General features: G+C 29.0%; 21 protein-coding genes. 2 read left to right on the forward strand and 19 right to left on the reverse strand.

The features are described 5' to 3' along the window. The 8 genes from M2214_RS13720 to M2214_RS13755 form a co-directional block, all read right to left on the reverse strand. A complete protein-coding gene (locus tag M2214_RS13720; RefSeq protein ID WP_248479743.1) occupies positions 1-1,212 on the reverse strand; it encodes a type II secretion system F family protein in 1,212 nt (403 codons plus the stop codon). A 13-nt stretch (positions 1,213-1,225) separates the two neighbouring features. Then, positions 1,226-2,275: a type IV pilus twitching motility protein PilT gene (locus tag M2214_RS13725; RefSeq protein ID WP_248479745.1), complete on the reverse strand. Its 1,050-nt coding sequence runs from the start codon at positions 2,273-2,275 to the stop codon at positions 1,226-1,228. 9 nt (positions 2,276-2,284) lie between these two features. Beyond that, a complete protein-coding gene (locus tag M2214_RS13730) occupies positions 2,285-3,964 on the reverse strand; it encodes a GspE/PulE family protein (protein WP_248479747.1) in 1,680 nt (559 codons plus the stop codon). Between the two features lie 19 nt (positions 3,965-3,983). Next, positions 3,984-4,667, reverse strand: a complete 684-nt coding sequence (locus M2214_RS13735; RefSeq protein WP_248479749.1) for a DUF881 domain-containing protein — start codon at positions 4,665-4,667, stop codon at positions 3,984-3,986. Positions 4,668-4,949: 282 nt separating this feature from the next. Beyond that, on the reverse strand, positions 4,950-6,974 hold the full coding sequence (locus tag M2214_RS13740) for a methyl-accepting chemotaxis protein (protein ID WP_248479751.1): 2,025 nt from the start codon (positions 6,972-6,974) through the stop codon (positions 4,950-4,952). A gap of 204 nt (positions 6,975-7,178) precedes the next feature. After that, positions 7,179-9,188, reverse strand: coding sequence for a methyl-accepting chemotaxis protein (locus M2214_RS13745; protein WP_248479760.1), 2,010 nt, complete (start codon positions 9,186-9,188; stop codon positions 7,179-7,181). A 267-nt stretch (positions 9,189-9,455) separates the two neighbouring features. Continuing rightward, a complete protein-coding gene (locus M2214_RS13750) occupies positions 9,456-11,255 on the reverse strand; it encodes a heme NO-binding domain-containing protein (protein ID WP_248479772.1) in 1,800 nt (599 codons plus the stop codon). A 15-nt stretch (positions 11,256-11,270) separates the two neighbouring features. Beyond that, positions 11,271-11,462 carry a hypothetical protein gene (locus tag M2214_RS13755; protein ID WP_248479774.1) on the reverse strand — a complete coding sequence of 64 codons (192 nt, stop codon included), beginning with the start codon at positions 11,460-11,462 and terminating at the stop codon, positions 11,271-11,273. Positions 11,463-11,703: 241 nt separating this feature from the next. On the opposite strand from M2214_RS13755, the gene M2214_RS13760 reads away from it, so the two are divergent. Continuing rightward, complete coding sequence (locus M2214_RS13760) at positions 11,704-12,186, forward strand: hypothetical protein (protein ID WP_248479776.1); 483 nt, start codon at positions 11,704-11,706, stop codon at positions 12,184-12,186. A gap of 109 nt (positions 12,187-12,295) precedes the next feature. Here M2214_RS13760 and M2214_RS13765 read toward each other — a convergent pair whose 3' ends face one another. The 8 genes from M2214_RS13765 to M2214_RS13800 all read right to left on the reverse strand — a co-directional run bounded on the left by M2214_RS13765 (position 12,296) and on the right by M2214_RS13800 (position 20,020). Then, positions 12,296-12,514, reverse strand: a complete 219-nt coding sequence (locus M2214_RS13765; protein WP_248479778.1) for a DUF1450 domain-containing protein — start codon at positions 12,512-12,514, stop codon at positions 12,296-12,298. A 14-nt stretch (positions 12,515-12,528) separates the two neighbouring features. After that, positions 12,529-13,746: an NAD(P)/FAD-dependent oxidoreductase gene (locus M2214_RS13770; RefSeq protein WP_248479788.1), complete on the reverse strand. Its 1,218-nt coding sequence runs from the start codon at positions 13,744-13,746 to the stop codon at positions 12,529-12,531. A 33-nt stretch (positions 13,747-13,779) separates the two neighbouring features. Then, the gene (locus tag M2214_RS13775; RefSeq protein WP_248479790.1) at positions 13,780-14,970 is read right to left on the reverse strand and encodes an anaerobic nitric oxide reductase flavorubredoxin; all 1,191 of its coding nucleotides are present in this window, start codon (positions 14,968-14,970) and stop codon (positions 13,780-13,782) included. A gap of 160 nt (positions 14,971-15,130) precedes the next feature. Next, on the reverse strand, positions 15,131-15,688 hold the full coding sequence (locus M2214_RS13780) for a hemerythrin domain-containing protein (protein WP_248479792.1): 558 nt from the start codon (positions 15,686-15,688) through the stop codon (positions 15,131-15,133). 42 nt (positions 15,689-15,730) lie between these two features. Then, positions 15,731-16,960 carry an FprA family A-type flavoprotein gene (locus M2214_RS13785; RefSeq protein WP_248479801.1) on the reverse strand — a complete coding sequence of 410 codons (1,230 nt, stop codon included), beginning with the start codon at positions 16,958-16,960 and terminating at the stop codon, positions 15,731-15,733. Between the two features lie 92 nt (positions 16,961-17,052). Continuing rightward, positions 17,053-17,754 carry a Crp/Fnr family transcriptional regulator gene (locus M2214_RS13790; protein WP_248479803.1) on the reverse strand — a complete coding sequence of 234 codons (702 nt, stop codon included), beginning with the start codon at positions 17,752-17,754 and terminating at the stop codon, positions 17,053-17,055. Between the two features lie 223 nt (positions 17,755-17,977). Beyond that, the gene (gene ric, locus M2214_RS13795; RefSeq protein ID WP_248479805.1) at positions 17,978-18,685 is read right to left on the reverse strand and encodes an iron-sulfur cluster repair di-iron protein; all 708 of its coding nucleotides are present in this window, start codon (positions 18,683-18,685) and stop codon (positions 17,978-17,980) included. Positions 18,686-18,940: 255 nt separating this feature from the next. Further along, positions 18,941-20,020, reverse strand: a complete 1,080-nt coding sequence (locus M2214_RS13800) for a PRK06851 family protein (RefSeq protein WP_248479807.1) — start codon at positions 20,018-20,020, stop codon at positions 18,941-18,943. 215 nt (positions 20,021-20,235) lie between these two features. Here M2214_RS13800 and M2214_RS13805 point away from each other — a divergent pair, with 215 nt between their 5' ends. After that, complete coding sequence (locus M2214_RS13805; RefSeq protein WP_248479809.1) at positions 20,236-20,403, forward strand: (2Fe-2S)-binding protein; 168 nt, start codon at positions 20,236-20,238, stop codon at positions 20,401-20,403. 58 nt (positions 20,404-20,461) lie between these two features. Here the strand turns inward: M2214_RS13805 and M2214_RS13810 are convergent, their stop codons facing one another. The 3 genes from M2214_RS13810 to lon form a co-directional block, all read right to left on the reverse strand. After that, entirely contained in the window at positions 20,462-21,784 is a 1,323-nt protein-coding gene (locus M2214_RS13810) for an APC family permease (protein ID WP_248479811.1), read from the reverse strand. A gap of 157 nt (positions 21,785-21,941) precedes the next feature. Further along, positions 21,942-22,550, reverse strand: coding sequence for a ribosome biogenesis GTP-binding protein YihA/YsxC (gene yihA, locus M2214_RS13815; RefSeq protein WP_248484878.1), 609 nt, complete (start codon positions 22,548-22,550; stop codon positions 21,942-21,944). Position 22,551: 1 nt separating this feature from the next. Beyond that, the gene (gene lon / locus M2214_RS13820) at positions 22,552-24,897 is read right to left on the reverse strand and encodes an endopeptidase La (protein ID WP_248479813.1); all 2,346 of its coding nucleotides are present in this window, start codon (positions 24,895-24,897) and stop codon (positions 22,552-22,554) included. Positions 24,898-24,965: the final 68 nt, after the last annotated feature.

Below are 24,965 nucleotides of genomic sequence, written 5' to 3' on the forward strand. Positions count from 1 at the left end.
TTACATTTCTATAGTATTCACCATATCAAACATAGGTAACATCATAGCTATAACAATAAATCCAACAGCACCACCCATAACTATAATCATAATCGGCTCAATTAGTGTTGTTATTTGTCCCAATGCTGTTTCTAGTTCTTCATCATAAAAATCAGCCGTCTTTTCAAGAATTTCATCAAGTGAACCTGATTCTTCTCCTATTTTTATCATAGAAGTAACCATTGGTGGAAATACTCCTATCTTCTCAAGAGGACTCGCAAGGTCTATACCTTTTCTAACCTCTTCTTTAGCTTCAAGTATTCCTTTTTCTACAATTATATTTCCTACAATTTTTGCTACAATTTCAAGTGCATGTATTAACGGTACTCCACTTGATAATAATGTCGATAATGTTCTTGTAAATCTTGATGTAATTATCTTTTGTGTTATCCCCTTAACTATAGGTATTCTAAAGTTTATAATCCCTATTAACATCTTTCCTCTTTCACTTTTTGCATATTTAATTATAGCATAAATTACCATGAAAAGTGTAAAAAAATGTATATACCAGTACTTTTTTATACTCTCACTTATACTAAGAAGTATTCTTGTTGGAAGAGGTAGTTTAACTCCACTGCTTTCAAACATTCCAACAAACGTCGGCATAACGAATGTTAGTAAGAATGTTACAACAACAACTGCTACTATACTAAGTATTATAGGATATGCCATAGCACCCTTTACTTTATTATTAATTTTATTTTCCTTTTCATAATGGAAAGACATTCTCTCCATTATTACATCTAAGTTACCACTTACTTCTCCTGCTTCTACCATGTTAATAAGTAGTTCTGGAAATACATGTTTTTGTTTTTTAAGACTTTCTGAAAATGTAAGTCCTTTCTGAACATCATCATGCACATCTCCAATAATTTTTGCAAATTTTTTATTCTCAGTTTGAACTCTTAAAATATCTAAACAGCTTATTATTGTAATACCTGCATTTAGTAATGTATAAAACTGCCTACAAAAAATCGCTATGTCCTTAGTTTTTATTTTTCTAAAAAAATCTCCAATTCTTATCTCTTTACTTCCTTTATTTTCTTCTACTTTCATAGGATAATAATTATTTTGCCTTAACATTGACAAAACTTCTTCCTTGGAATTTGCTGTATACTTTCCTTCAATTCTCTTACCCGATTTATCTATAGCTGTGTATTTATAATTGGGCATACATATCAACCCCCTATATGTATCTACTAACCATATCCTTGTCTACTGCATAAGTTAACAATGATTCTCTTGATATAATACCTTTTAAATATAAATTCCTTAGATCACTGTCCATAGTCTGCATTCCAAATTTTGTTCCTGTTTGTATAGATGTTTGTATTTGATGTGTTTTTCCTTCTCTTATTAGATTTCTTATTGCTGTATTTACTACCATTACCTCAAGGGCAGCAACCCTTCCACTTCCATCCTCTTTTTGAATTAATTGTTGAGATACAACACCTTCAAGAACTGCAGATAGCTGTACTAATATCTGAGGTTGCTGATGTGATGGAAAAGCATCTATTATTCTATCTATAGTTTTAGCAGCACCTATAGTATGAAGTGTTGAAAATACTAAATGTCCTGTTTCTGCTGCTGTTAAGGCTATTGATATTGTTTCTAAATCTCTCATCTCTCCAACTAATATTACATCCGGATCCTGTCTTAAAGAGGATCTTAAAGCATTTGAAAATGATTTAGAATCAGTACCTATTTCTCTTTGGTTAACGATACTCTTATTGTGCTTATGAAGATATTCTATAGGATCTTCTAATGTTAATATGTGAGCACTTCTATTTTTATTTATATAATCAATCATTGATGCGAGTGTTGTCGATTTTCCGCTTCCTGTAGGTCCTGTTACAAGAACTAGACCTCTTTGTTTTTTAGATAATTCTTTTATAATAGGTGGAAGACCTAGTATTTCCATACTTGGTATTTCTAAAGCTACAGATCTTATAGCCATGCAATACGTTCCTCTTTGTTTATATATATTTACTCTAAATCTTCCTAGTTTATGATAAGAAATGGATGTATCCATTTCTCCTTTTTCTTCTAATTTCTTAAATTTCTCTTCATCTAATATTTGCTTTACTAAACTCAAATTATCATCTGGTAATAATATGTCTTCCCCATACTTACTCAGTTTTCCATTTATTCTCATAACAGGTTGGTATCCAACTGTTATATGAAGATCTGATGCACCTAATTCTATTGTTTTTTTAAGTAAATCATATATATTCATATCCATCACCTATTTATTATTATATGTAACTGCCATAAATTCTTGGAAGCTAGTCGTTCCATTTAATACAAGCTCTTTACAATTATCCCTAAGAATAATCATCCCCTCATCTACTGCTATTTTTCTTAATCTATCTATACCTTCTTTATTATCTATTGATTCTCTTATGTTTTTACTGATATTCATTATTTCATGAATCGAAGTTCTTCCTTTATATCCGGTATTATAGCATTGTTTACACCCTTCACCGCTATAAAGCTTGGTCTCATCTCCTATATTAAGTATTTCTTTTTCCTTTTCGCTAGGAGTATATTCTTTTTTGCAGTTAGTGCATATTTTTCTAACAAGCCTTTGAGCTATAGCACCAACTACAGATGCTGATATCAGGTATGGTTGTATTCCCATATCCATAAGTCTAGTTATTGTAGATGGAGCATCATTTGTATGCATTGTGCTTATAACAAGATGTCCTGTTATCGCTGCTCTTGCTGCAATTTGAGCCGTTTCTGCATCTCTTATTTCTCCTATCATTATAATGTCCGGGTCTTGTCTAAGTATTGATCTAAGTCCATTTGCAAAAGTTAACCCTGCTTTATTATTTACTTGAACTTGATTTATACCATGAAGCTTATATTCTACAGGGTCCTCTACTGTAATTATATTTTTATCTATTTGATTTAATTCCCTTAATATAGTATATAATGTAGTAGTTTTACCACTTCCTGTAGGACCAGTAATTAATATAATCCCATTAGGATTTTCAACCAATTCATCAAATCTTTCTAAATTATCCTGAGTAAATCCTAACTGACTCTTTGAAAGTAGAAATGAACTTCTGTCTAAAAGTCTTATAACTATTTTTTCTCCAAATACAGTCGGTAGTACTGATATACGAAGATCTACTTCTTTTCCATCTATATTTATCTCTATTCTACCATCCTGCGGAACTCTTTTTTCTGCAATATCCATTTTCCCCATTATTTTAATTCTTGTAACTATTGCTGAATGAGTGGTCTTTGCTGAACTCATAATTTCCTGAAGCTGTCCATCTACCCTGAATCTCATTCGAACATTTTCTTCAAATGGTTCAATATGTATATCACTTGCCTTAGCTTTTACTGCCTGCTTTATTATAGAATTTACAAGCCTAACAACAGGAGCATTATTTATGTCATTTAATATTTCTTCATCTAAATCATTTATGTTATCTACTTCATATTGTTTCTTAAAATCTTCTATTGCCTTTTCAGCTACTTCTTTTCCGTAACATTTATCTATCCCATTTAATATATCCTTCCTTGAACATATACAAGGCTCAACATCCATATTTGTAGCTATTTTAACATCATCTATTGCAAATATATTAAGAGGATCTACCATAGCTACCATAAGCCTACCTCTTTGTTTTCTTATTGGAATCAATTCATATCTTCTTGCTAAACTTTCCGATATTAATAACGGAACTTCTTCATCTATTACAAAATTTTCTAGATTAATATGTGGTATTCCCAATTGAAACTCTAGTATTTCTATGATATCTTGTTCTGTTATAATATTATTGTCTATCAATATTTGTCCTAATTTTTTTTTAGAACTTTTCTGTTCTTCCAAAGCTTTGTCTAATTGTTCTTGAGTTATTTTTCCTGTTGATATTAAAATTTCTCCTAATTTAATTTTTTTGTATTCCATAATTAAATCTCCTTGTTATTTAGTAAACATTAGTAAACTTCAACTCTTTTTCTCTTGGCATCCCTTCAATAATTAATGCATCATATAACTTAATCTCTATATCTAGTCCATAGCTTTTCATATACTCTATAACTTCATTTCTGTCGTTTATATGCTTTTTTAAAATATCAGAATTTCCTATAACCTTTATTTCATATGGCTGAACTATAGGAGTAAAATTAACATTTATATGGCTTCCTGCTAGCGCAATAGCACTATACTGACTAACTCTTTGACCATTTATGGATATAGATTCTCCACCATATCTTCTTATTTGATTGATTAACCTAACAAAAAAGCTGTTTCTCTCCATCAAATCTCCTAAATTTACCTCTTCTTCTGTATCTATTTTTATTATCATGCCGGAACCTTGAACATCCTTATATCCTAAAATCATTTTAAGATTATCTATATTTTCTTTCATGCTTTTACCCAGCGGGTCATCTATTTTATTTTCCTCTAATATATCTAGTTGATTTTTCAAGTACTCTTTCTTAGCTGTTAACTTTTTATTTTCCTGTTTAACTCTATTTACCTGATCTATTATCTGTTTATCAAAGAAAGAAAGTTCTTCAACTACATTGTAGTTATTTTTTAATTGAATACCAACTCCTATTCCTAAAATCAAAGAAAGTATCAATATATGTATATAGGATTTTTTCATAATCTTAACTCCTCAAATTTAATTTACTATTCAATATTATAATACATCAAATTCTTTTTAATTTATACAAAAACTTAACTAAAATTCACATATTATGTCTTTATATAAAAAATTCGCTTTATGATAACGCTCTCTTATATAATGCCCTTATATAGAAAAGAACTTGTGAGTATAAAAATATACTCACAAGTTCTTTTAGCTTCTGGATTAGTTCCCCCACAGGGCACACGCAACCCAAAATTCAGATTGAGTAAAAAATTCATCTGAATCAAGTTTCACTTATTAGTTTAATTTAAATTGTTTTGTTACTTCCTCAAGTTCTGTCGCCATACTTGATAATTGTTCAGCAGATCTTGTTATTTCATTTATTGTAGCAGATTGCTCTTGACTAGAGGCTGCTACTTCTTCTGTATTAGCAACAGAATCTATTGCTATGCCCTCTATTTCTTTAGCAAATTCCATAACCTGCTGAGATTTTTCAGTAGAATTTGATATATTTTCACTAGTTATAAGGAGCTTTTCCTTTGTTAAATCAAATCCATTGAGTATATCTTTTAGATAGTCCGCTACCTCAGTTACTATAGCTTCTCCTTTTTGGGTTTCTTCAGTTCCTTTATTTATTGCTATACTAGCTTTTTGAGTATTATTTTGAGTAGATACTATTAAATCCTTTATCTTATCAGATGATTTCATAGATTCCTCTGCAAGCTTTCTTATCTCATCTGCAACAACAGCAAATCCTCTTCCACTTTCTCCAGCTCTTGCCGCTTCTATAGCTGCATTTAAGGCTAATAGATTAGTTTGATCTGCTATATTGTTTATAACTTCTAATATATCCCCTATTTCCTTTGATGCTTCATCTAAATCAGCCATAACATCAGATGTATAACCTACGCTTTCTTTTATAACATTCATCTGAGTTATCATATCCGTCATCTTTTCTCTACCTTGAAGAGCTAATTTACTTGTTTCATTAGCATTATCAACTACGTCTACAATCTCATTCTTTATATAGTCCATTGAGCTTCCAACTTCTTTTATATTGTTCAATACATTATTTGTAGCCTGAGATTGCTTTTCTGAACCATGAGCTATATCTTGAGTTGATACAGCTATCTGTTCAGAAACCATAGCAGCTTGCTCAGTTGAAGCTAATAATTCTTGCGAGAAAGATGATACGCTAAACGTTACATCTTGGATTTTATTAGTTATCCCGCTTAAATTATCTATCATATCATTAAAGCCTTCAGTTAATATACCAATTTCATCATTAGATTTTATATCTATTTTTTCAGTTAAATCTCCCTTTGATACTTTTTTAGACACTTGAACTACTTTTTGAATAGGATTTATCATTTTTCCAAGCATAAATATTATTATAAATGCACTTAGCACAAACGTTATTATAGATGTAATTATAGACTTTATCATTGTGGTTTTAAGTGCAGCATGTAAATTTTCCATAGATATTCCTATATCCACTGCACCTATATGTTCTCCATTATCATATACAGGCATTAATACATCGTATGTAGGTATCTTGTCTTTGTACATAAATTCCGATGTATATTGTTTTCCATTTTGAGCAGCCTCTATGCTTCCTTTATCATTACAATCTATCCCTATTCTATCTTTTTCACTATGTGCTACAGCCTTTAAGTTTTTATCTATAAAAAGTGCAAATACTATATTATCTTCTGCTGCAATCTTATCTATTACCGTTTGTATATTCATAGATTGTTTCATTTTTTCGATATTATTAGCTATGATACCAACTTGAACTATTCCTCCATTTGGCAATCTTGTTGCCCCATATTTATAGTAATCATTAGAAACTTCGCTTTTTCTTATATCTTCTACAACAGTATCTTGCTTTCCATCAAGTAAAGGTTTAACTGCATGAGTATCAGGATATTTGTAACCTATATTTTCAATTAAATTCGAGTAAATTATAATACCATCTTCATTAGTCACATCAATCTCAGAAACTCCTGCATTTTCAGCTATTTTTACTAAGTATTCATTTGAAATTTCGTTGTTACTTCCAATAACATAAGCCACTGACAATATTGTATTTCCCAACAGTCCATCGATCTGTTCTATTGCCTCATTATTGCGCTCTAATTGTGATGTTATTTCTTTAACTAACGCCAACCCATCTTCTTTTAATTGTTTCTTCATAGATTTATCTATCGTTTGAATAGATAAATAAGTACTTATAGTTAATATTGACATTATCACCAATAATATAATTGCTGTTATCTTTGTTTTTATTGAATTAACCTTAAAATTTAATTTAACTTTCATTCAATCCTCCTCCATTTTTTTAGTTATATACATATTTTTAACAAATTTATTCATTTTATTCTATTATTATAACATATTTCTCCATTTTATTTTCTTTTTCCTCTTTAAATTACATATATTTTTATTAAAATTTTAGAAACAATACTATAGTCACAAGTAAAAAACACTCTTTTAAGACCATTGTCCTATAAGAGTGTTTTTATCTTAAACTTTAAATTGCTCAACCATAAATTCAAGTTCTCTAGTCATACAAGAAAGTTCTTGTACTGATGATGATATTTCTTGTATGCTTACAGACTGTTGCTCACTCGATGCAGCAACTTCTTCAGTGCTAGCAACCGAATCCATAGCTATAGCTTCTATTTCATATATTACATTTTCTATGTTTTTAACTTTTTCATTTGATAGATTGATACTTTCATTAGTCCTATATAATTTTTGTTTTGTTACTTCAAATCCATTTAATATATCTTTTAAATACTCTCCCACTTGCGTTACTATAACCTCGCCTTTATTTGTTTCTTCTAAGCCTTGGTTTATAACATTCATAGCCCTCTTAGTATTTTTCTGATTTGATAGTATCAACGTTTGTATCTTCCCTGCTGATTTAGTGGACTCATCTGCAAGTTTTCTTATTTCATCTGAAACCACAGCAAATCCTTTACCACTTTCTCCAGCTCTTGCCGCCTCTATAGCTGCATTTAAAGCTAATAAATTGGTTTGATCTGCTATATTATTTATAACCTGAAGTATGTCCTCAATTTCGCGGGAAGCCTTCTCAAGATCATTCATTACATTATATGTATATCCAACATTCTCCTTTATTGTATTCATCTGATTTACCATATCTACCATTTTTTCTCTTCCCTGAATAGCTAACTCACTTGTATTGTCAGCATTATCTACAACATCCTTAACCTCATGCTTTATATTATCCATTCCAGTTGCAACCTCTTTTATATTATTTAATACATTTTCAGTAGATTGAGATTGTTTTTCTGAACCGATTGCTATATTTTGAGTGGATATAGCTATTTGTTCTGATACAATAGCAGCTTGCTCAGTTGACGAAAGAAGCTCTTGAGAAAAATCATTTATACCAGATGTAGTTTCTTTTATTTTCGTAGTCATACTTCTTAAATTATTGGTCATCTTATTAAAACTAGATGCTAACATTCCTATTTCATTATTGTCCTTTATATTTATAACCTTAGTCAAATCTCCATCCGATACCTCATTAGACACTCTTATAACTTCATTTAATGGTCTTAATAATTTATCTAATAATAAAATTATTATTCCAGAACTAAGTGCAAAAGCAATAAAAGCTACTATAATAGTATTTATAAACATCTGCTTCTTGACATTTTCTAAATTTTTCATAGATATACCTACATCAACAGCCCCTATATGCTCGCCATTATTATAAAGAGGTACTAACACATCATATACCCAAAGACCTGGTTTATACTCATATTCCCAAGCGTATTTATTCCCATTTTTTGCAGCCTCTTTACTTCCTTTATCGTTGAATGTTTTTCCTATCTTCTCCTTATCACTATGAGCTATAGCAGTTAAGTTCTTATCTATTATAGTTATGTATTCTATACCTTCTTGTTTTACTATTTTTTCTATTATATTCTGATTAGATACTGAACTTTTTATATCCTCTATACTATTAGCTAGTATACCTATTTGAAGTATAGTTCCATCTTTAAGTTTTATTGCTGAATACTTGTAATAATCATTTGAAACAGAACTTTTTCTTATGTCTTCTACAATTTGTTCATCCTTACCATGAATCAGCTTAGACACAGCATGGTCATTTTGGTATATAAATCCCAAATTCTCATTTAAATTAGAATATATTATGACACCATCTTGATTTGCTAAATTTATTTCAGAAATATTACTGCTTTTAGCCAATTCAAATAGATAATCATTAGATATCAATTTCCCTTTAGCAATTATGTTGCAAATAGATATCATATTATCTTCCAATAATTTGTCTATACTATTTATAGTTTCATTATTGTTTTCTATTTGCAGTATTATCTCTTTAACAAGCTGAGTTCCATCTTGTTCTAACTGCTGTTTAATAGATTTCTGTGTAGTTTTTATAGATAAAAAACTCAGCGACGATATTATTATAAGTAATATAATTAATAAAGCACTTATAAATTTAAACTTTATAGAGCTACATTTAATTTTCAATAAAATCCCCCCCAAACCTCTATTTAAATATGTATATTTTAACATTTTTTATCCAATATGTCATTAATTAACATATAATTTCCTTATTCATAAAAAAATTTGTCTAGTTGCTACACATTGACTCATGTCACCAACAAGAATTACGACTCTGTTGCTTAAAAATAGTTACAAGTGTAGTTCTTCCACCAATGTTATCTATAGAGCGAAAATTTTATAGTCCCTTAGTGTATAAAAAATACGCCTTTTATAAAAAGGCGTATTTTTTATCTATATTTTATATATATTTATATCTTCACTAAAATTATCTACAATTTCGTTAAACTCAGAGACACTCTTAGTAAGATTTTTTATTTCTTCTGTATAAGTTGTTACACTAGAACTTACTTCTTGAGATGAAGCTGAATTTTCTTCCGCTATTGCTGCTAATGATTCCATATTTTCAAAAATTGATGATATAGATTCAGTTTCTTTTTGAAGATACTCAGATGTTTTTATCATTTTTTTAGCTACATCCTTTATTGTATTATTAGCAAGACTACTCTCCGATACAGCTATATTCAATTTATGATTTTCTTCTTCAAGCACCTCAAACTCAGTTCCAACATCTGATACAAGGTTTTCTATTTCTCCAATAAACATAGACAAATTAGAATTTATATTATTAACTGCATCTTGAGATTGCTCTGCAAGCTTTCTAACTTCTTCAGCTACAACTGCAAACCCTTTTCCCATATCTCCAGCTCTTGCAGCTTCTATTGAAGCATTAAGTGCCAATAAATTAGTCTGATATGCAATTGATGCAACTATAGATACGATATCAGTTATATTCTCAGCTTTCTTTTGAAGGTTAACACTGTTTTCCTTAACCATTTCAAAGCTTTTCAGTATATCATTTAGTTTATCAGTAGTCGATTTAACATGGCTGTATCCTTGCTCTATTCTCTCAACCGATTTTTCTAATTCTTCTTTATTTTCATTTTCCATTTCAGATATATTTTTTATACCAATTATATTGTCATTTAATAAGCTAACAGCACTTTCAGTCTCTTCTGCTTGAGTTATAGCTGCTGTTGCAACTTGTTCAACTATCCCCGATATTTCTTCAGAAGTATAGTCCATTTTATTAGCTATTCCCGTCAATGTTTTACTGAAAGTATTCATTTCGTCAGTAACACCTTTAAATCCTACAAAGTCCTTTCTTATTATATCCTTGTACTCATTTAATATATCGTACACATCTTCATACATATCATTCGATACAATCTTTCCGCCCTCTGTATAATTATGTGATTTAATATTTTCAAATTCATCTAGTATAAACTGCATAGGCTTATTCATAATTTTAGATGATGCTATAAAACTTAAAAATGCTACAAAAGGATATATATACATACCTATATTTTTAAACAGAATATTAACGGGTAAGCTGAGCAATATAAATATTACAAGAGACAGTATAGAAGTTTTTACATGTATATCTTTTATGAACCCAAAAGACATTAATTTGTTTAATTTATAAGTCTTTTTAAAGTATATATCTTTTTCGAATAATATCTTAATTTTAAGCTCTGATGAACTTCTTTCAACTTCTTCTACTTGTATTTTCTCATTATAATACTTTGCCGCACCTTCAAGCATTCCTAAAAAGTAATCAAACATGCCTCTCTTTGATCTATACTCAAATATAGCTTCATTTTTTGATATAGGTGTTAAATCAAGTCCTGGTGGTTTAGCTCCAGGGATTCTCTTCACAACTATCTTATGTACATCGTTCATAGATTTTAGAAATTGATATAATGTATCATGTCTAAAAAAAGCAGGATAGTCATTAGTAAATGTAACAATATTGTCTATACCTATGCTCTTCCATATACTTTTTTCATCCAAGTTTACCGCTTTAGCTATGTTCTTAATTATGTTAAATACAGTAGCGTCATCAACATCTTCAATAGGTGAAAATGTTTTTGAACTACTAACATTGCAATCTTGCATTGCTTTATCCACTACATCATCATTATAAATTTTTCTACATGTTTTAAGCCAAGTTGATACAACTGTGCCCTTCATACAAAACCCCTCCATTTATTCTGAATCATTTATATAATCTTCAAGTTCTTTCACTCTTTTCTCAAGTAAAACTACTCTTACTAACAACTCATCTTTGTTTTCTTCTCTATTTTTTAAAAACCTTATTGAATAATACCCAACTACAAAAGGAATAATCATTATTATCAATAATATAATTATGTTTATACCACTAAACAATAATCCCATACCAATTTTCTCCTATTCAAACTTTATTTTGAATATAATTTTACCATTTTTTTATCAAGTTGTATATGTTATAGTCTTTTTATTGAAATTAGTTATATTTTTATACAATTATATGTAATTCTTTCATTTTTTGAAATATTCTATAGCATTATATTATATAATAACTATATAGACTTATTTATATAGTTGAAGTTATAAAATTTAAATACATAATTTTATTATTTAATAAGGAGGTTTTTTTATGAAACAAGCTTATCTTAAAACTGAAATGTCTCAGCATGAAATGATTCTAAATCAAATGGGCGGTCAGGTGAAGATAATAAAGGGTATAATGTGTTATGTTAAATTCAATGTAAAAGAAATTGATGTAGAATACGTATACCATATAAATAACGTAAATAACTACTTCCTCCAAAGAATTTCGCCGTATCCTATGGATATAGGAACATACGTAAATAAAGACGAAATACTAAACGTTATAAAGCACGATATAAAGCAGTTTAAAAATGCATCAAACTCAACAGTTTTTAAAAAATTTATAAATATAAATAAAAGATTTGCGGATGCAGAAAGACATTTTGAAGATCTATACCTTTACTATAACATACCTCACGAAATGTTCGAAAAACTAAATAATAGTTTAGACGAAATAGAGGATTATATTAAAAATTATAAAACTCGAAGTGAAAGAGTTTATTTTGAAAAAGATCCAGATACTATATAGTATAGTAAAAGACCTCCATATAATAGGAGGTCTTTTACTGTTGACAGCTTTTTGTCAACAATCTGAAATAAGAGAGCAACTTCTCTCTTACTTTTAATATCTTTAATTTTTAAGCTTGCTCTTTAATTTTATCAAATAACTCATCAGGAGTATCAGCTTGAATAAGTTCATCATCTACTAAAGCAAATGGCCCTACTGCACAATCACCACAATATCCTAAACAAGGTTCTACCTCAACATCAACTTCATTTAATTCATTCTCTATTTTATTGACTATTTCTTCGGTTCCATGGCTAAAATTATTTTCACAAAATTTTACTTGCACCATTATTTTCACCCTCTCTATTTAGCTTTTTCTCTTATTATGTTAATAATCTCATCAATAGATACATTCTTAATATCAACATCACTTAAATCTATTTCTTTTTCCATTGCTATCTTTAAAGCTGGAGACTTTCTTATATCACCAATTACTATAGCTCCTATTATTTTGTTACTGTTTATTAAAACTTTTTGATAGCCACTATTTTCTAATTCTTCTACTAATATATCAGTTGCCTTATCTTCATCTATTTCTCCCATAGAAAATAAAGATAAATTAAACGCATTTAATGTTGTCACAGGTACTATATGTTCATAAATACTGTTTTTACCAACAATATTATACCCAGCAGTTTTTCCCTGTCCTATAGCTACATTCCATAAACCATATACTTCATCATTAAATTCAGCAATATCTCCTGAAGCATAAATATCTACTACACTAGTTTCCATTTTTTCATTTACTACTATACCTTTATTAGTTTTAATTTGCGTATTTTCTAATATATTTATATTTGGTTTTATACCTGTGGAATAAACAACCATATCACAATCAACTACTTCTCCTTTTGTTGTTATAAATCCACTAATTTTATTGTCACCAATTAGCTCTTTAATTTGTGTATCAAGCATAATCTCAATATTATATAGCTCCAAAGCATTTTTTAATATTTCAGAAGATTTTTTATCTAATTGCTTAGGCATAAGCCTTGAGAAAATTTCAGCAAGAAAAACTTTTTTACCAAGTTGAGATAAAATCCAAGCAGTTTCTAATCCTTGAATCCCCCCTCCTATTATAAGAATATTATTATTTTCTTTTGCCTCATTCTTTATCTCCCATGCATTTTTAAGCGTCCTTAAACTAAAAACACCCTTTTTATCAATTCCTAATATAGGTGGTGCAGCATTACTGGCTCCATTAGCTAATAGTAATTTCTTATAAGTAATTTTATTTTTATCTGACAGTTCAACTTCTTTTTTATCTGTATTTATTGAAATAGCGCCTATATTTTTGTAAAACTTTATATTATTTAAGTCATACCAATCTTTTTTTTGGAGTAATATTTTATCCTCCTCCAATGTGCTTAATAATCCTTTTGATAACCTAACTCTATTATATGGATAAAATTCTTCATCTCCAATTAAATGTATTTCAATATTTTTATCTACTTCTCTTATTGATTTAATAGCTGTTATAGCTGAAATACCGCTACCTATAACAAGTATTTTTTCATTCAAACTTTTCACTCCTTCTAATAAGTAATTAACTTGTTATTTTGTTCTTATTGCTATTTTTTTGCCTAATTCCATACATTCTTCTATTGCTTGCTGATCTGGATTCCAGTTTATTTTCAACCCTTCATCTACAATTTCAAAACCAGCCTTTTCTAAGCCTTCATTAATGAGTTTAATACACTCCCCTCCCCATCCATAACTACCAAAAGCTATTCCTTTTTTATTTTTAAATGCAAGACCTCTAATTTCTTCTAAAATTCCTGCAACAGGAGAAAGTATTCCTTTGTTAATGGTTGAAGAACCAACAAATATTGCTTTAGATTTGAAAATTTCTGTTACTACATCATTTTTATCAGAGCGAGCTATATTAAACAATTTAATTGTAACTTCTTTATCTGCTTCTTTAATTCCCTTTCCTATAGCTTCTGCCATTTTTCTTGTGCTATTATACATAGTGTCATATATAATTGTAATTTGATTTTCTTTATAATTTTTACACCACTGCATATACTTATTTATTATTTGAATTGGATTATCTCTCCAAATTACTCCATGGCTTGTACAAATCATATCTACAGGAAGATTTAATTTTAGCACTTCATCTATTTTATTTTCTACTAGTTTACTAAATGGAGTTAAAATATTAGCGTAATATTTTATAGATTCTTGAAAAAGCTCCGCTTGATCTACTAAATCGTTATACATAGATTCTGAACAATAATGCTGCCCAAAGGCATCATTACTAAATAGAATATTATCTTTTGTTAAATATGAAAACATACTGTCTGGCCAATGAAGCATCCTAGCTTCAATAAAAACGAAATCCTTTTCTCCAATATTTAATTTATCTCCTGTTTTTACAGGTACAAAGTTCCAATCCTGATGATAATGACCCTTCAAGGATTTCATTCCATTTTGAGTGCAATAAATAGGAGTATTAGGAATTTCTTTCATTAATTCTGGCAAAGCTCCACTATGATCTGTTTCTGCATGATTTGCAATAATATAGTCTATTTCATTTAAATCTATTTCTTTTTTTAAGTTCCTTACAAATTCTTCTGCATAAGGTTCCCAAACAGTATCAATTAAAACAGTTTTTTTATCACGAACCAAATAAGAGTTATAAGTAGAACCTCTATGAGTAGAATATTCTTCCCCATGAAAATGTCTTAATTCCCAATCTGTTTTTCCAACCCACTTGATATTATTTTTTATTTCAAAACTCATTTTTATTCTCTCCTTTATGTAATATATCAAATCACTTTTATAAATTAGTTTTCCCAAAATATATATAATTAACCTTATAAATAAGTTTTTGTATTTAATATAAAAATAAAGTAAGTAGCTTGTTTTTCAAGCTACTTACTTTATTTTTGAAATAGAGTAGTTAATATTTAGATATTTCCTCTAACTCTTCTATTATTTTCATATATTTATTTTGAATATCTCTATTAGCTGCTGATTTTTCAATTTCTCTACATTTTTCCTCAACTTCTATTATAGCTTCTTTACTTAGATTTTTTTCTCCAAATTTATATATAGCATTGTCTTCTTTATCAATATGTCTATTTAGTAAGTCTGTATAAGAAATAGCATTAGCAATTATATCTACCTTTGAATCTTCATCACCTTTTCTAACTTTTTCTAAGGCTGATTCTAAATTTAATATATAAAGTCTACCCATATCATGTTCTGCAAGCATTCCATATATTGGTCCATTTTTTATTTTTTCTCCTAATTCTTCCGATATTTTTTTAAAAAGAACTTCTTCCTCTTTATTATGATGATGCTTATCTGCATAGTTTTTTACAAAATCGATTATTTTATTAAATACATCAAGTTCAATTTCTTCTTTATTTAAGATTTTAATACATAACTTTCTTATAACCTTGAGTACCCTTTTAATATTTTTATGTTCTTCCATCATCAACGAAATAGCATCCATCTTAACACCTCTTAATTTATATTATTTAAATGTTTTTGTAAGTTAACCAATTAATAGATCTCCAATTGTTCGAGCTGTATGTTTTAAATTTTCTATATCATTTTCACTTGGATTAAATTTCACTCTAATTGGTAACATAATATCATTCATACCTGTAGTTTTAATCATATATGAGCTTTCTATTACATTCATATTAGTATCTTTTAAATAATCATTAATAACTTCAATTGCTTCACCACTCCAACCATATGACCCAAATGCAATGGCTAGTTTTGAACTTAAGTTCATATGTTTTATTTCTTTTAATATTTCTTCAATTCCACCAACTATATCTCCATAACGCGTTGAACTTCCAAATAATATTAAGTCTGATTTTTCTATTGATTCTTTTATTTTTTTCATGTCTATATCTGTTTTTACATTTATTAATTCTACATCTATGTCTTTTTCATTTAATCCAATACTCAAGTAGTTTGCAATCTTTTTAGTATTTCCAGTCATTGTGGAGTAAATAATAAGAGCTTTTTTATTTTTGCCGACTGGTTTGCTTTTTTCATCATATATATCTATAAATGTTTTAACATTTTCTCTTAATATATATCCATGAGATGGAGCAATCAAATTTATATCTAATTTCCTTACTTTTTTAATCATATCTTGTACATATGGTCTATGTGGATGCATTATCAATTTATAGTATCCTTCAAAATCAGGAGTTATATCATCTTTAGATAAGTCATTAAATAAATCATATGTTGCAACATGGCTACTAAAAATATCACAAGAATATAATGCTTTATCTTCAACACAATATGTTATCATTGTCTCTTCAGTATGAAGATAAGGTGTTTCAAAGAATTTTAATGTTTTACCTCCAATATCTAACGTATCTCCATCTTTAACTATTATAAATTCTCTATTATGAAGCTTATACATATCTTTTAATTCTTTAGCTCCAAGCTCTGTTGTAACTATTACTGCATTTTTTGCTTTATTAGCTAATAAAGGAAGTCCTCCTGAATGATCTGGTTCAACATGGTTGATTACAATATACTCTATCTCTTGTGGATTAATATACTCACTAAGCGATTCAATAAATTGTCTACCAAAACTAATATCTACCGTATCAATTACTGTAGGTTTTTCAGTTTTTAATAAATAACTATTATAAGTAGTTCCTTTTTCAAGAATTAAACGATGAAATGGTACATTTCTATTATCTATATATCCTATCCAATATGTTTTATCAGCAACTAGAATTTCTTTTTTCATTAATATCTCCTCCTTATAAATACCTCATGTGTTTTGTTATCTTTATTATAAGAGTTTTAATGAAAAAAGAATGTGACTCAAATCAAATCTTTCTACAAATAATCTTCTAATTTTTCTTGATTAATTATTATTATTTTTTTTATTCCAACTAATTTAATTATATTTTCTTCTTCAAATTTTTTGAGTTTTCTACTTATTGTTTCTCTAGCAACACCCGTATAGTTAGACATATTCTCTCTTGTAATAGGCAGATTTATTTCAATCCCCTCTGATATTTCTTTACCGTATTTATCTTTTAATTCTAATAACATATATGCAATTCTCACTTCTACATCATTTGTTGCTAAATTTTGCGCTAATGACTCTAGGTTAGATAATCTCGATCCTATAACCTCTAATATTTTTAATCCTATTTCAGGTCTTTCTAAAATTATATTTCTCATTTTTTCCTTAGTTAATGTACATAATTTTGTCGGACTAATTGTCTGAGCATTGAAATTGTACTCTCCTTTATTAAAAAGATTCAATTCTCCAAAAAAATCACCATCAGACAATATATGTAAAATCTGTTCTTTCCCATCCTTGGTATATTTAAATAATTTTATTTTTCCTTCATTTATTAAATATAATTTATTTGCATTTTCTCCCTCAACAAAAATAGTTTCTTTTTTATTATAATTTTCATGTCCTGTCATTTTAATTATTTCAACCAACTCTTCATTGGATAAATTTTCAAATATATAAATTTTACTGGCACACAATTTATTTTTACATCTTTCACAGCAACTGTTCATTTGCAACCCCCTTATTTTATAAAAAATGATTATATGTAAAATTTATTTATAGTATACCCAAAATTATATTATTAAAATAAAAAAGTCTTCCTTTGAAAATTTTAAATGTAGACTTTTTTGAAATTTGTATCAGAAATTATATCTATCCACAATTTAAGATAATTGGAATTTCCTACTCATTATAAAAAATGCACTCCCATTTGAGTGCATTTTTTATTTTATATTAAATCTTCTTCAATTTTTCAAATAAAATATTGTTTTCAAGATGAATATGCTTAAATAAGTCACTTTCTATTTCTTGCATTTTTTCATATGCTATTTTAAAGCTATTACATCCAGTTTCAGGTACTTCATACTTATTTGTTACTCTTCTTATTTCTTTTAATATATCTCCCGCTTTATCATGTTCATCCTCTGTTTCGTTCATTGTAGCAATTGCTTTTTCTTTAGTTTCTTTTGATGGATTTTTTTCATATTCTTTTATTAATGGAAATAAAACTTCTTCTTCCTTTATAAGATGTTCTTCTAGTTCTAATTTTAGATTATTAAATAATTTATGAACTTTAGACAATATTTCTCCATTATCTACATAATGAACTCTTAAAATTTTATTAATCAATTCATTTGTAATTGGAAGTGTTTCTCTCATAAAGCCATGATGTTTTTGAACAATATAATCAATTAAATTCGACATAGAAGATTTTGTCCAATCTGTTTCCTCATTATTTTTATTTACAAATTCACTATAATATTTATTCAATTTATCAATTACTTCCTTCTCATTCATTTCTTGTTCTTTTAATGCTTCTTTCAAAGGTCTATCTCCTCCACAGCAAAAATCAATTTCATATGACATAAATATATCTATTGCTTTCGGAAATTTTGTAGCTATTTCTCCTATTTTTTGATTTATATTAAATACGTTTTTCATAATTAATTCCTCCCTTTTATTGTGTTGTTAAGTTTATTATAAGAGGATATTAAAAATAAAACTGTGACTCAAATCAAACATAAAAAAATTCGTCTAGTTGCTACGCACTGACTCATGTCGCCAACAATCCCTACGGGCTCTGTTGCTTAAAATAGTTTCAGGTGTAATTCTTTCATCAATGTTATCCATAATTTAAAATAAATATAATTTCCTACTCATAATAAAAAGACCTCCATACACTAGGAGGTCTTTTTATTATTTAAACTCAAGTATTTGCTCTTTTATCTTAATCTTCAATTTTTCTATTTTGTCAAAACTCATATTAGGTATATAATATTTCTCCATTACATCATGCTCTTTTTTAGCTCTTCTTATATTTTCTATCCCGTTTTCTAATAGCTTTTCTATTAATCCCTTATCATATTCTATTTCATCTTTGTACTTATCTAATATATCATGATTTACACATATATCTAAATCTACTACCTTGTAATTATTTTCTTTAAACATATTGCTTACAGTAAGAGCTATATTCATCTCTTTTATAAATATAGTTTCGATTTTATCTTTAATTAAAGGAGTATGGTAAACCTCTACGTCAAGACCTTTTAGTACTGCATTTTTGTATACTTTTTCAAGTAGTGTAGATTTTCCAGTTCCCACATCACCTTTTATATAATATACATCCGTTGCATCATTAAATATTGTATCAGTATACTCTACGACTCCGTTAGGAGTTATAGCTGATCCAAATAAATGTCTTTCATCTCCTGCCTTGCCTTTAAATTCAACACTTCCTAATATCTCATCAATTAAATTTAAAGTTATAGAGTTTATCTTTCCAAAATCCATAGCTTCTTTATACTTAACTGCTACATCTTTAACTATGCACTCTGCAGCCTTTAAGAATTTATATGCTCTTGTAAATAATCTTCCCACTTCTTTATTAGACTTTAGTATAGCTTCTCTATTTTCCTTCATTTTTGCCAAATCCCAATACTCTCCTAAGTTTATAACCTCATCTACTGCTCCAGGATTTTTAGGGTCTACTATGTGAGGAGCAGTTCCATCTACCATGGCAACTTTAAGCGCAGGTATAACAATTCCATCTATAGAGTTATTATCTGATGAACAATGATGGAACTCAACATCATAACCAAGTCTTAGCATTTCATTCCCTATATTTTTCATCATAGAAGATTTGCCAACGCCCGGTCCACCTTTTATGCAAAATATATGGTTTGCATCCTGTTGCTGAATCATATAATCATAGTAAGAAAAAAAACCATCTGCTGTGTTTCCACCAGGGAACACTCTCTTAATTTTAGCTGTCATAAAATCTCCTTCTTTCAATTAATATTCATTCTCATACTTCTAACCTACTTTTATTTTATTAATTTTAGCTATATTTTGTGCTTGTACTGCATAAATTCATTTTTATAATAGTTTTCTCTAAAACGAAACTTGATTTAAATAATTTAAGAATATTTTATAAATAATAGAAGAGACTAATTATAGTAATAATTTAATATGTAAGGAGGTATGTTTTTATGTCAGTTGTATGTAACTGTTTTGGAACAACGGAAGAAGAAATTCGTGAAGCAATAAAAAAAGGAGCTAATACAGTAGAGGCCGTTGGTGAAGAAACAAGTGCCGGAACTGGATGTGGTGCTTGCCAATCAAGAATACAGGAAATTATAGATGAAGAAACAAAATAGTATTATTTCTTGAATAATCTAACAAAAAAACCTGCATCAAAAGATGCAGGTTTTTAATTTAATCTAAATTATTAAATTTATGTTTTCTAGCCATATATATAGGTACTCCTAAAACGGTTATACCTATACCTAGAACTGCATTCATAGGTTGAGCGATTATAGTATTTACTATAATGTATACTCCTCCAAGGATTGCTATAATTGGTATTATAGGATACATAGGTACCTTGTATGGTCTTTTAATATCAGGCTTTCTTTTTCTAAGAATAAATACTGCATAAAATATCATAACATAGAACAACCATATTATAAATACTGTTAAATCGATTAATGGACCAAAATTCCCAGTCATTATATAGAATGAAGCAAACAATGTCATTAATACAGTTGAATTCAACGGCACATTTGATTTATTTAATTTAGCTAATTTCTTGCTAAATGGCAATTTATTTTCAACAGCCATTATATAAGGGACCCTAGCTCCCGTTAAAACAAAGGCGTTTAATGTTCCAAATATGGATACCATTATACCTGCTGTTATAAGTTTTCCTCCACCTGCACCGAATATAACATTTGCAACCTCATTTGCAGGTGCTGAAGTTGATGATAATACATCTGCTGGTAATACAAGTAAATATGCTATGTTTATTAAAACATATACACCCATTATAACGAATAGTCCACCTACTATAGCTATAGGTAAATCTTTCTTTGGATTTTTCATCTCACCTGCTATATTACCTACACTTATCCATCCATCATATGCAAACATTATAGCAGCTAGAGCAGAACCTAGCGCTGTTACTAATGGCTTAGATTCTGGGATTATAGGCATAAGCCTTACTACACCACCATCACCTTTTATAAACCCTACGATTATAATTGCAAATAAAGGTATTAATTTACCTACAGTGGCTAATGTTTGAATAATACCACCTGTCTTTGATCCAAGCGAATTCATAATAGTTAAAAAAACTACAACACCTATAGCTACTGGTATTAACATATTATCACTAATTCCTAATAAAGATATAACTTGTGTTGAAAACATCATTGCAAGTGCAGCCATTATAGCTGGTATATATACTAAAGTTTGAGCCCATCCTAAAAGATATCCCCATAAATCTCCGTATACTTCCTTTAAATAAGTTACCATTCCACCGGTCTTAGGTATTATTGTAGATATTTCTGCTGTTGTAAGCCCTGCTGCAATTGATATGAATCCACCCATTATCCAAGCTATTATTCCAAGTCCAGGTGTAGTTGTAGCTGAAAAAACTTGTTTAGGCATAAAAAATACTCCCGATCCCATTACCATTCCTACTACTATAGATAACGCCGAGACTAGGCCAATGCTCTTTTTAAGTTGATTATCCTGCATATTCACTCTCCTTTTCACATTTCAAATTTTCAATGAAGTGAAACTTAATTCGTTCGACAAATAATTTAGAAATAATTGTACCACAGACAACAAATTAATACAAGTCTTATTTATTTTACCCATTTTCAAAAAAATAAGACCTTGGAATTCCAAGGTCTTAATCTAAAGTTATTTCATATCCATGCTCACTGTAAGTGTTAGTAATATCATCCCATAAAATATCAAATCCAGTCTTTTTAAGTGATGATACAGGTATTATTTTTTCATCTGTAAGTCCTAATTTTTTTCTTATTATACTCATATGTTTTTGATACTTACCTCTAGATATCTTGTCTGCCTTAGTAGCTACTACAGTACATTCATATCCAAAATATTTTACCCAATCATACATAGCCTTATCGTCATTAGTAGGCTCATGTCTTATATCTACAAGAAGATATATACGGCAAAGCTCATCTCTACTCGTTAAATATCTTTCCATTATTTTTCCCCAACTAGCCTTTTCAGTTTTTGAAACCTTTGCATATCCATATCCAGGTAAATCTACAAAGAAAAACTCTTCATTTATTAAATAGAAATTTATAGTTCTTGTTTTTCCTGGAGTTTGACTTACTCTTGCAAAATTTCTTCTGTTTAAAAGTGAATTTATGCTAGAAGACTTTCCTACATTAGATCTTCCTACGAATGCTACTTCTGGAATTCCTTCTGCTGGATACTGATCTCTATTTACTGCACTCATCACTATCTCTGATGATCTTATTTTCAAATTATTCACCGTCCTTAATTAAAGCGTGCTCTAATACCTCATCCATGCTTTTTACAAATACAAACTCTATGTTCTTCTTTACATTTTCTGGTATATCATCCATATCTTTTTTATTATCTATTGGAAGTAATATCTTTTTAATCCCCGCTCTATTAGCTGCAAGTACCTTTTCTTTTATTCCTCCAACAGGAAGTACCCTTCCTCTTAAAGTTATCTCTCCAGTCATAGCAACAAGATTATTTACAGGAGTATTAGATAGAGCAGATATAACAGCAGTTGCCATAGTTATTCCTGCAGAAGGACCATCCTTTGGTATAGCTCCTTCTGGTATATGAATGTGAATATCCTGCTCCTTATAGAAGTTTTCATCTATATTAAACTCATCATACTTAGATCTTATATAAGATATTCCCGTTCTTGCAGATTCCTTCATAACATCTCCAAGTTGGCCTGTTAAAACAAGTTGTCCTTTTCCTTTCATAGGAGTCACCTCAATAGATAGAGTATCTCCTCCAACGCTTGTCCATGCAAGACCTCTAACTATTCCAACTTCCGGATTTTCTTTTATAGGCTCATAACTGTATATCTTCTTTCCTAGATACTTTTCTAAGTTATTTTTGTTTATTCTAATATTCTTTAATTCTCTATTCTCTACATATCTTTTAGCTGCTTTTCTACAAACCTTACCTATAGTTCTTTCAAGGTTTCTAACTCCAGATTCTCTAGTATAATAAGTTATTATATCTCTTATAGTTTCATCTGATATTTTTAGGAACCCTTCTTCTAAACCATGTTCCTTTATCTGTTTAGGAAGTAAGTATTTTTTAGATATTTTAAGTTTTTCTTCTTCTGTATATCCAGATACTTGTATAACTTCCATTCTATCAAGTAACGGTCTAGGTATTGTGTTTAAGCTATTAGCAGTAGTTATAAATAAAACCCTTGATAAATCAAATGGTATCTCTAGATAGTGATCTACAAACTCCTTGTTTTGCTCAGGATCTAATGTCTCAAGCATAGCTGAAGCTGGATCTCCTCTAAAATCAGATGCCATCTTATCTATTTCATCAAACAAGAATACAGGATTTTTTGTTTTTGCTTCCTTCATAGCATTTATTATTCTTCCAGGTATAGCTCCAACATAAGTTCTTCTATGTCCCCTTATCTCAGATTCATCTCTTACTCCACCTAAAGAAACTCTTACAAATTTTCTATTTAAAGATTTTGCTATTGATTTTGCTATTGATGTCTTTCCAACTCCAGGAGGTCCAACAAGACAAACTATAGGTCCTTTCATAGACTTAGATAGTGTTCTTATTGCTAAATACTCAAGGATTCTCTCTTTAACCTTACCTAACCCATAGTGGTCCTCATCAAGTATTTTTGCAGATTCCTTTAAATCAACCTTGTCCTTACTTTCTTTGTTCCAAGGAAGAGCAAAGATTGTATCAAGGTAGTTTCTAATAACTCCAGATTCTGCTGATGATGGGCTCATCTTAGATAATCTATTTATTTCCTTTTCTATCTTTTCTTTAATTTCTTTTTTTACTTTAATATTTTTTAATTGTTTTTTATATTCTTCTATATCATCCGTTGTTTCTTCATCTTCTCCAAGTTCTTTGTGAATAGCTTTTAATTGTTCTTTCAAGTAATATTCTTTTTGAACTCTATTAACCTGTTTTTTTACTCTTAAGCTTATTTTTTTCTCTATTTTAAGGATATCAAGCTCCTCAAGAAGAATTTTATATACCTTCTCTAATCTTTCCTTAGGATCAAATATTTCAAGTACTTCTTGCTTTTGTAGAGGCTTTAAGAACATATTAGATGCTATAGTATCTATATATCTACTAGGCTCATCTATATCTGATAAAGTAAGTAATATCTCTGGAGATATTCTATTACTTATATTTATATATTCTTCAAAAGAATCGAATACATTTCTCATTAAAGCTTCTACTTCTTTATCTTCTTTTAATAATTCTTCATCATATACAACTTCTTCTAAAGTAGCACTAAATCCCTTTTCATCGTCTACAATTTCTTTTATTCTCGCTCTTGACATACCTTCTACTAGAACTCTTACAGTATCTCCTGGTAGCTTCAACATCTGCTTTATCTTACATATAGTTCCTATATGATAAAAATCATCAGGGGTTGGCAAATCAATTTCAGCTTCTTTTTGAGAAGTCAAAAATATAAGCTGCTCATCTACCATAGCTTCTTCTAATGCATTTATAGATTTTTCTCTACCAACATCAAAATGTAAAACCATATATGGGAATACCGCTAATCCTCTAAGAGGGATTACAGGTAATTTATGCTCTTTGACGCTATAATTTTGCTCCATATCATCACTCCTTTATATAAATATATACCTAATTTGTAATAAATACTATACTATTATATATTTCCCAT

It is taken from the genome of Tepidibacter aestuarii, assembly GCF_934924865.1.
Lineage (GTDB): Bacteria > Bacillota > Clostridia > Peptostreptococcales > Peptostreptococcaceae > Tepidibacter_A > Tepidibacter_A aestuarii.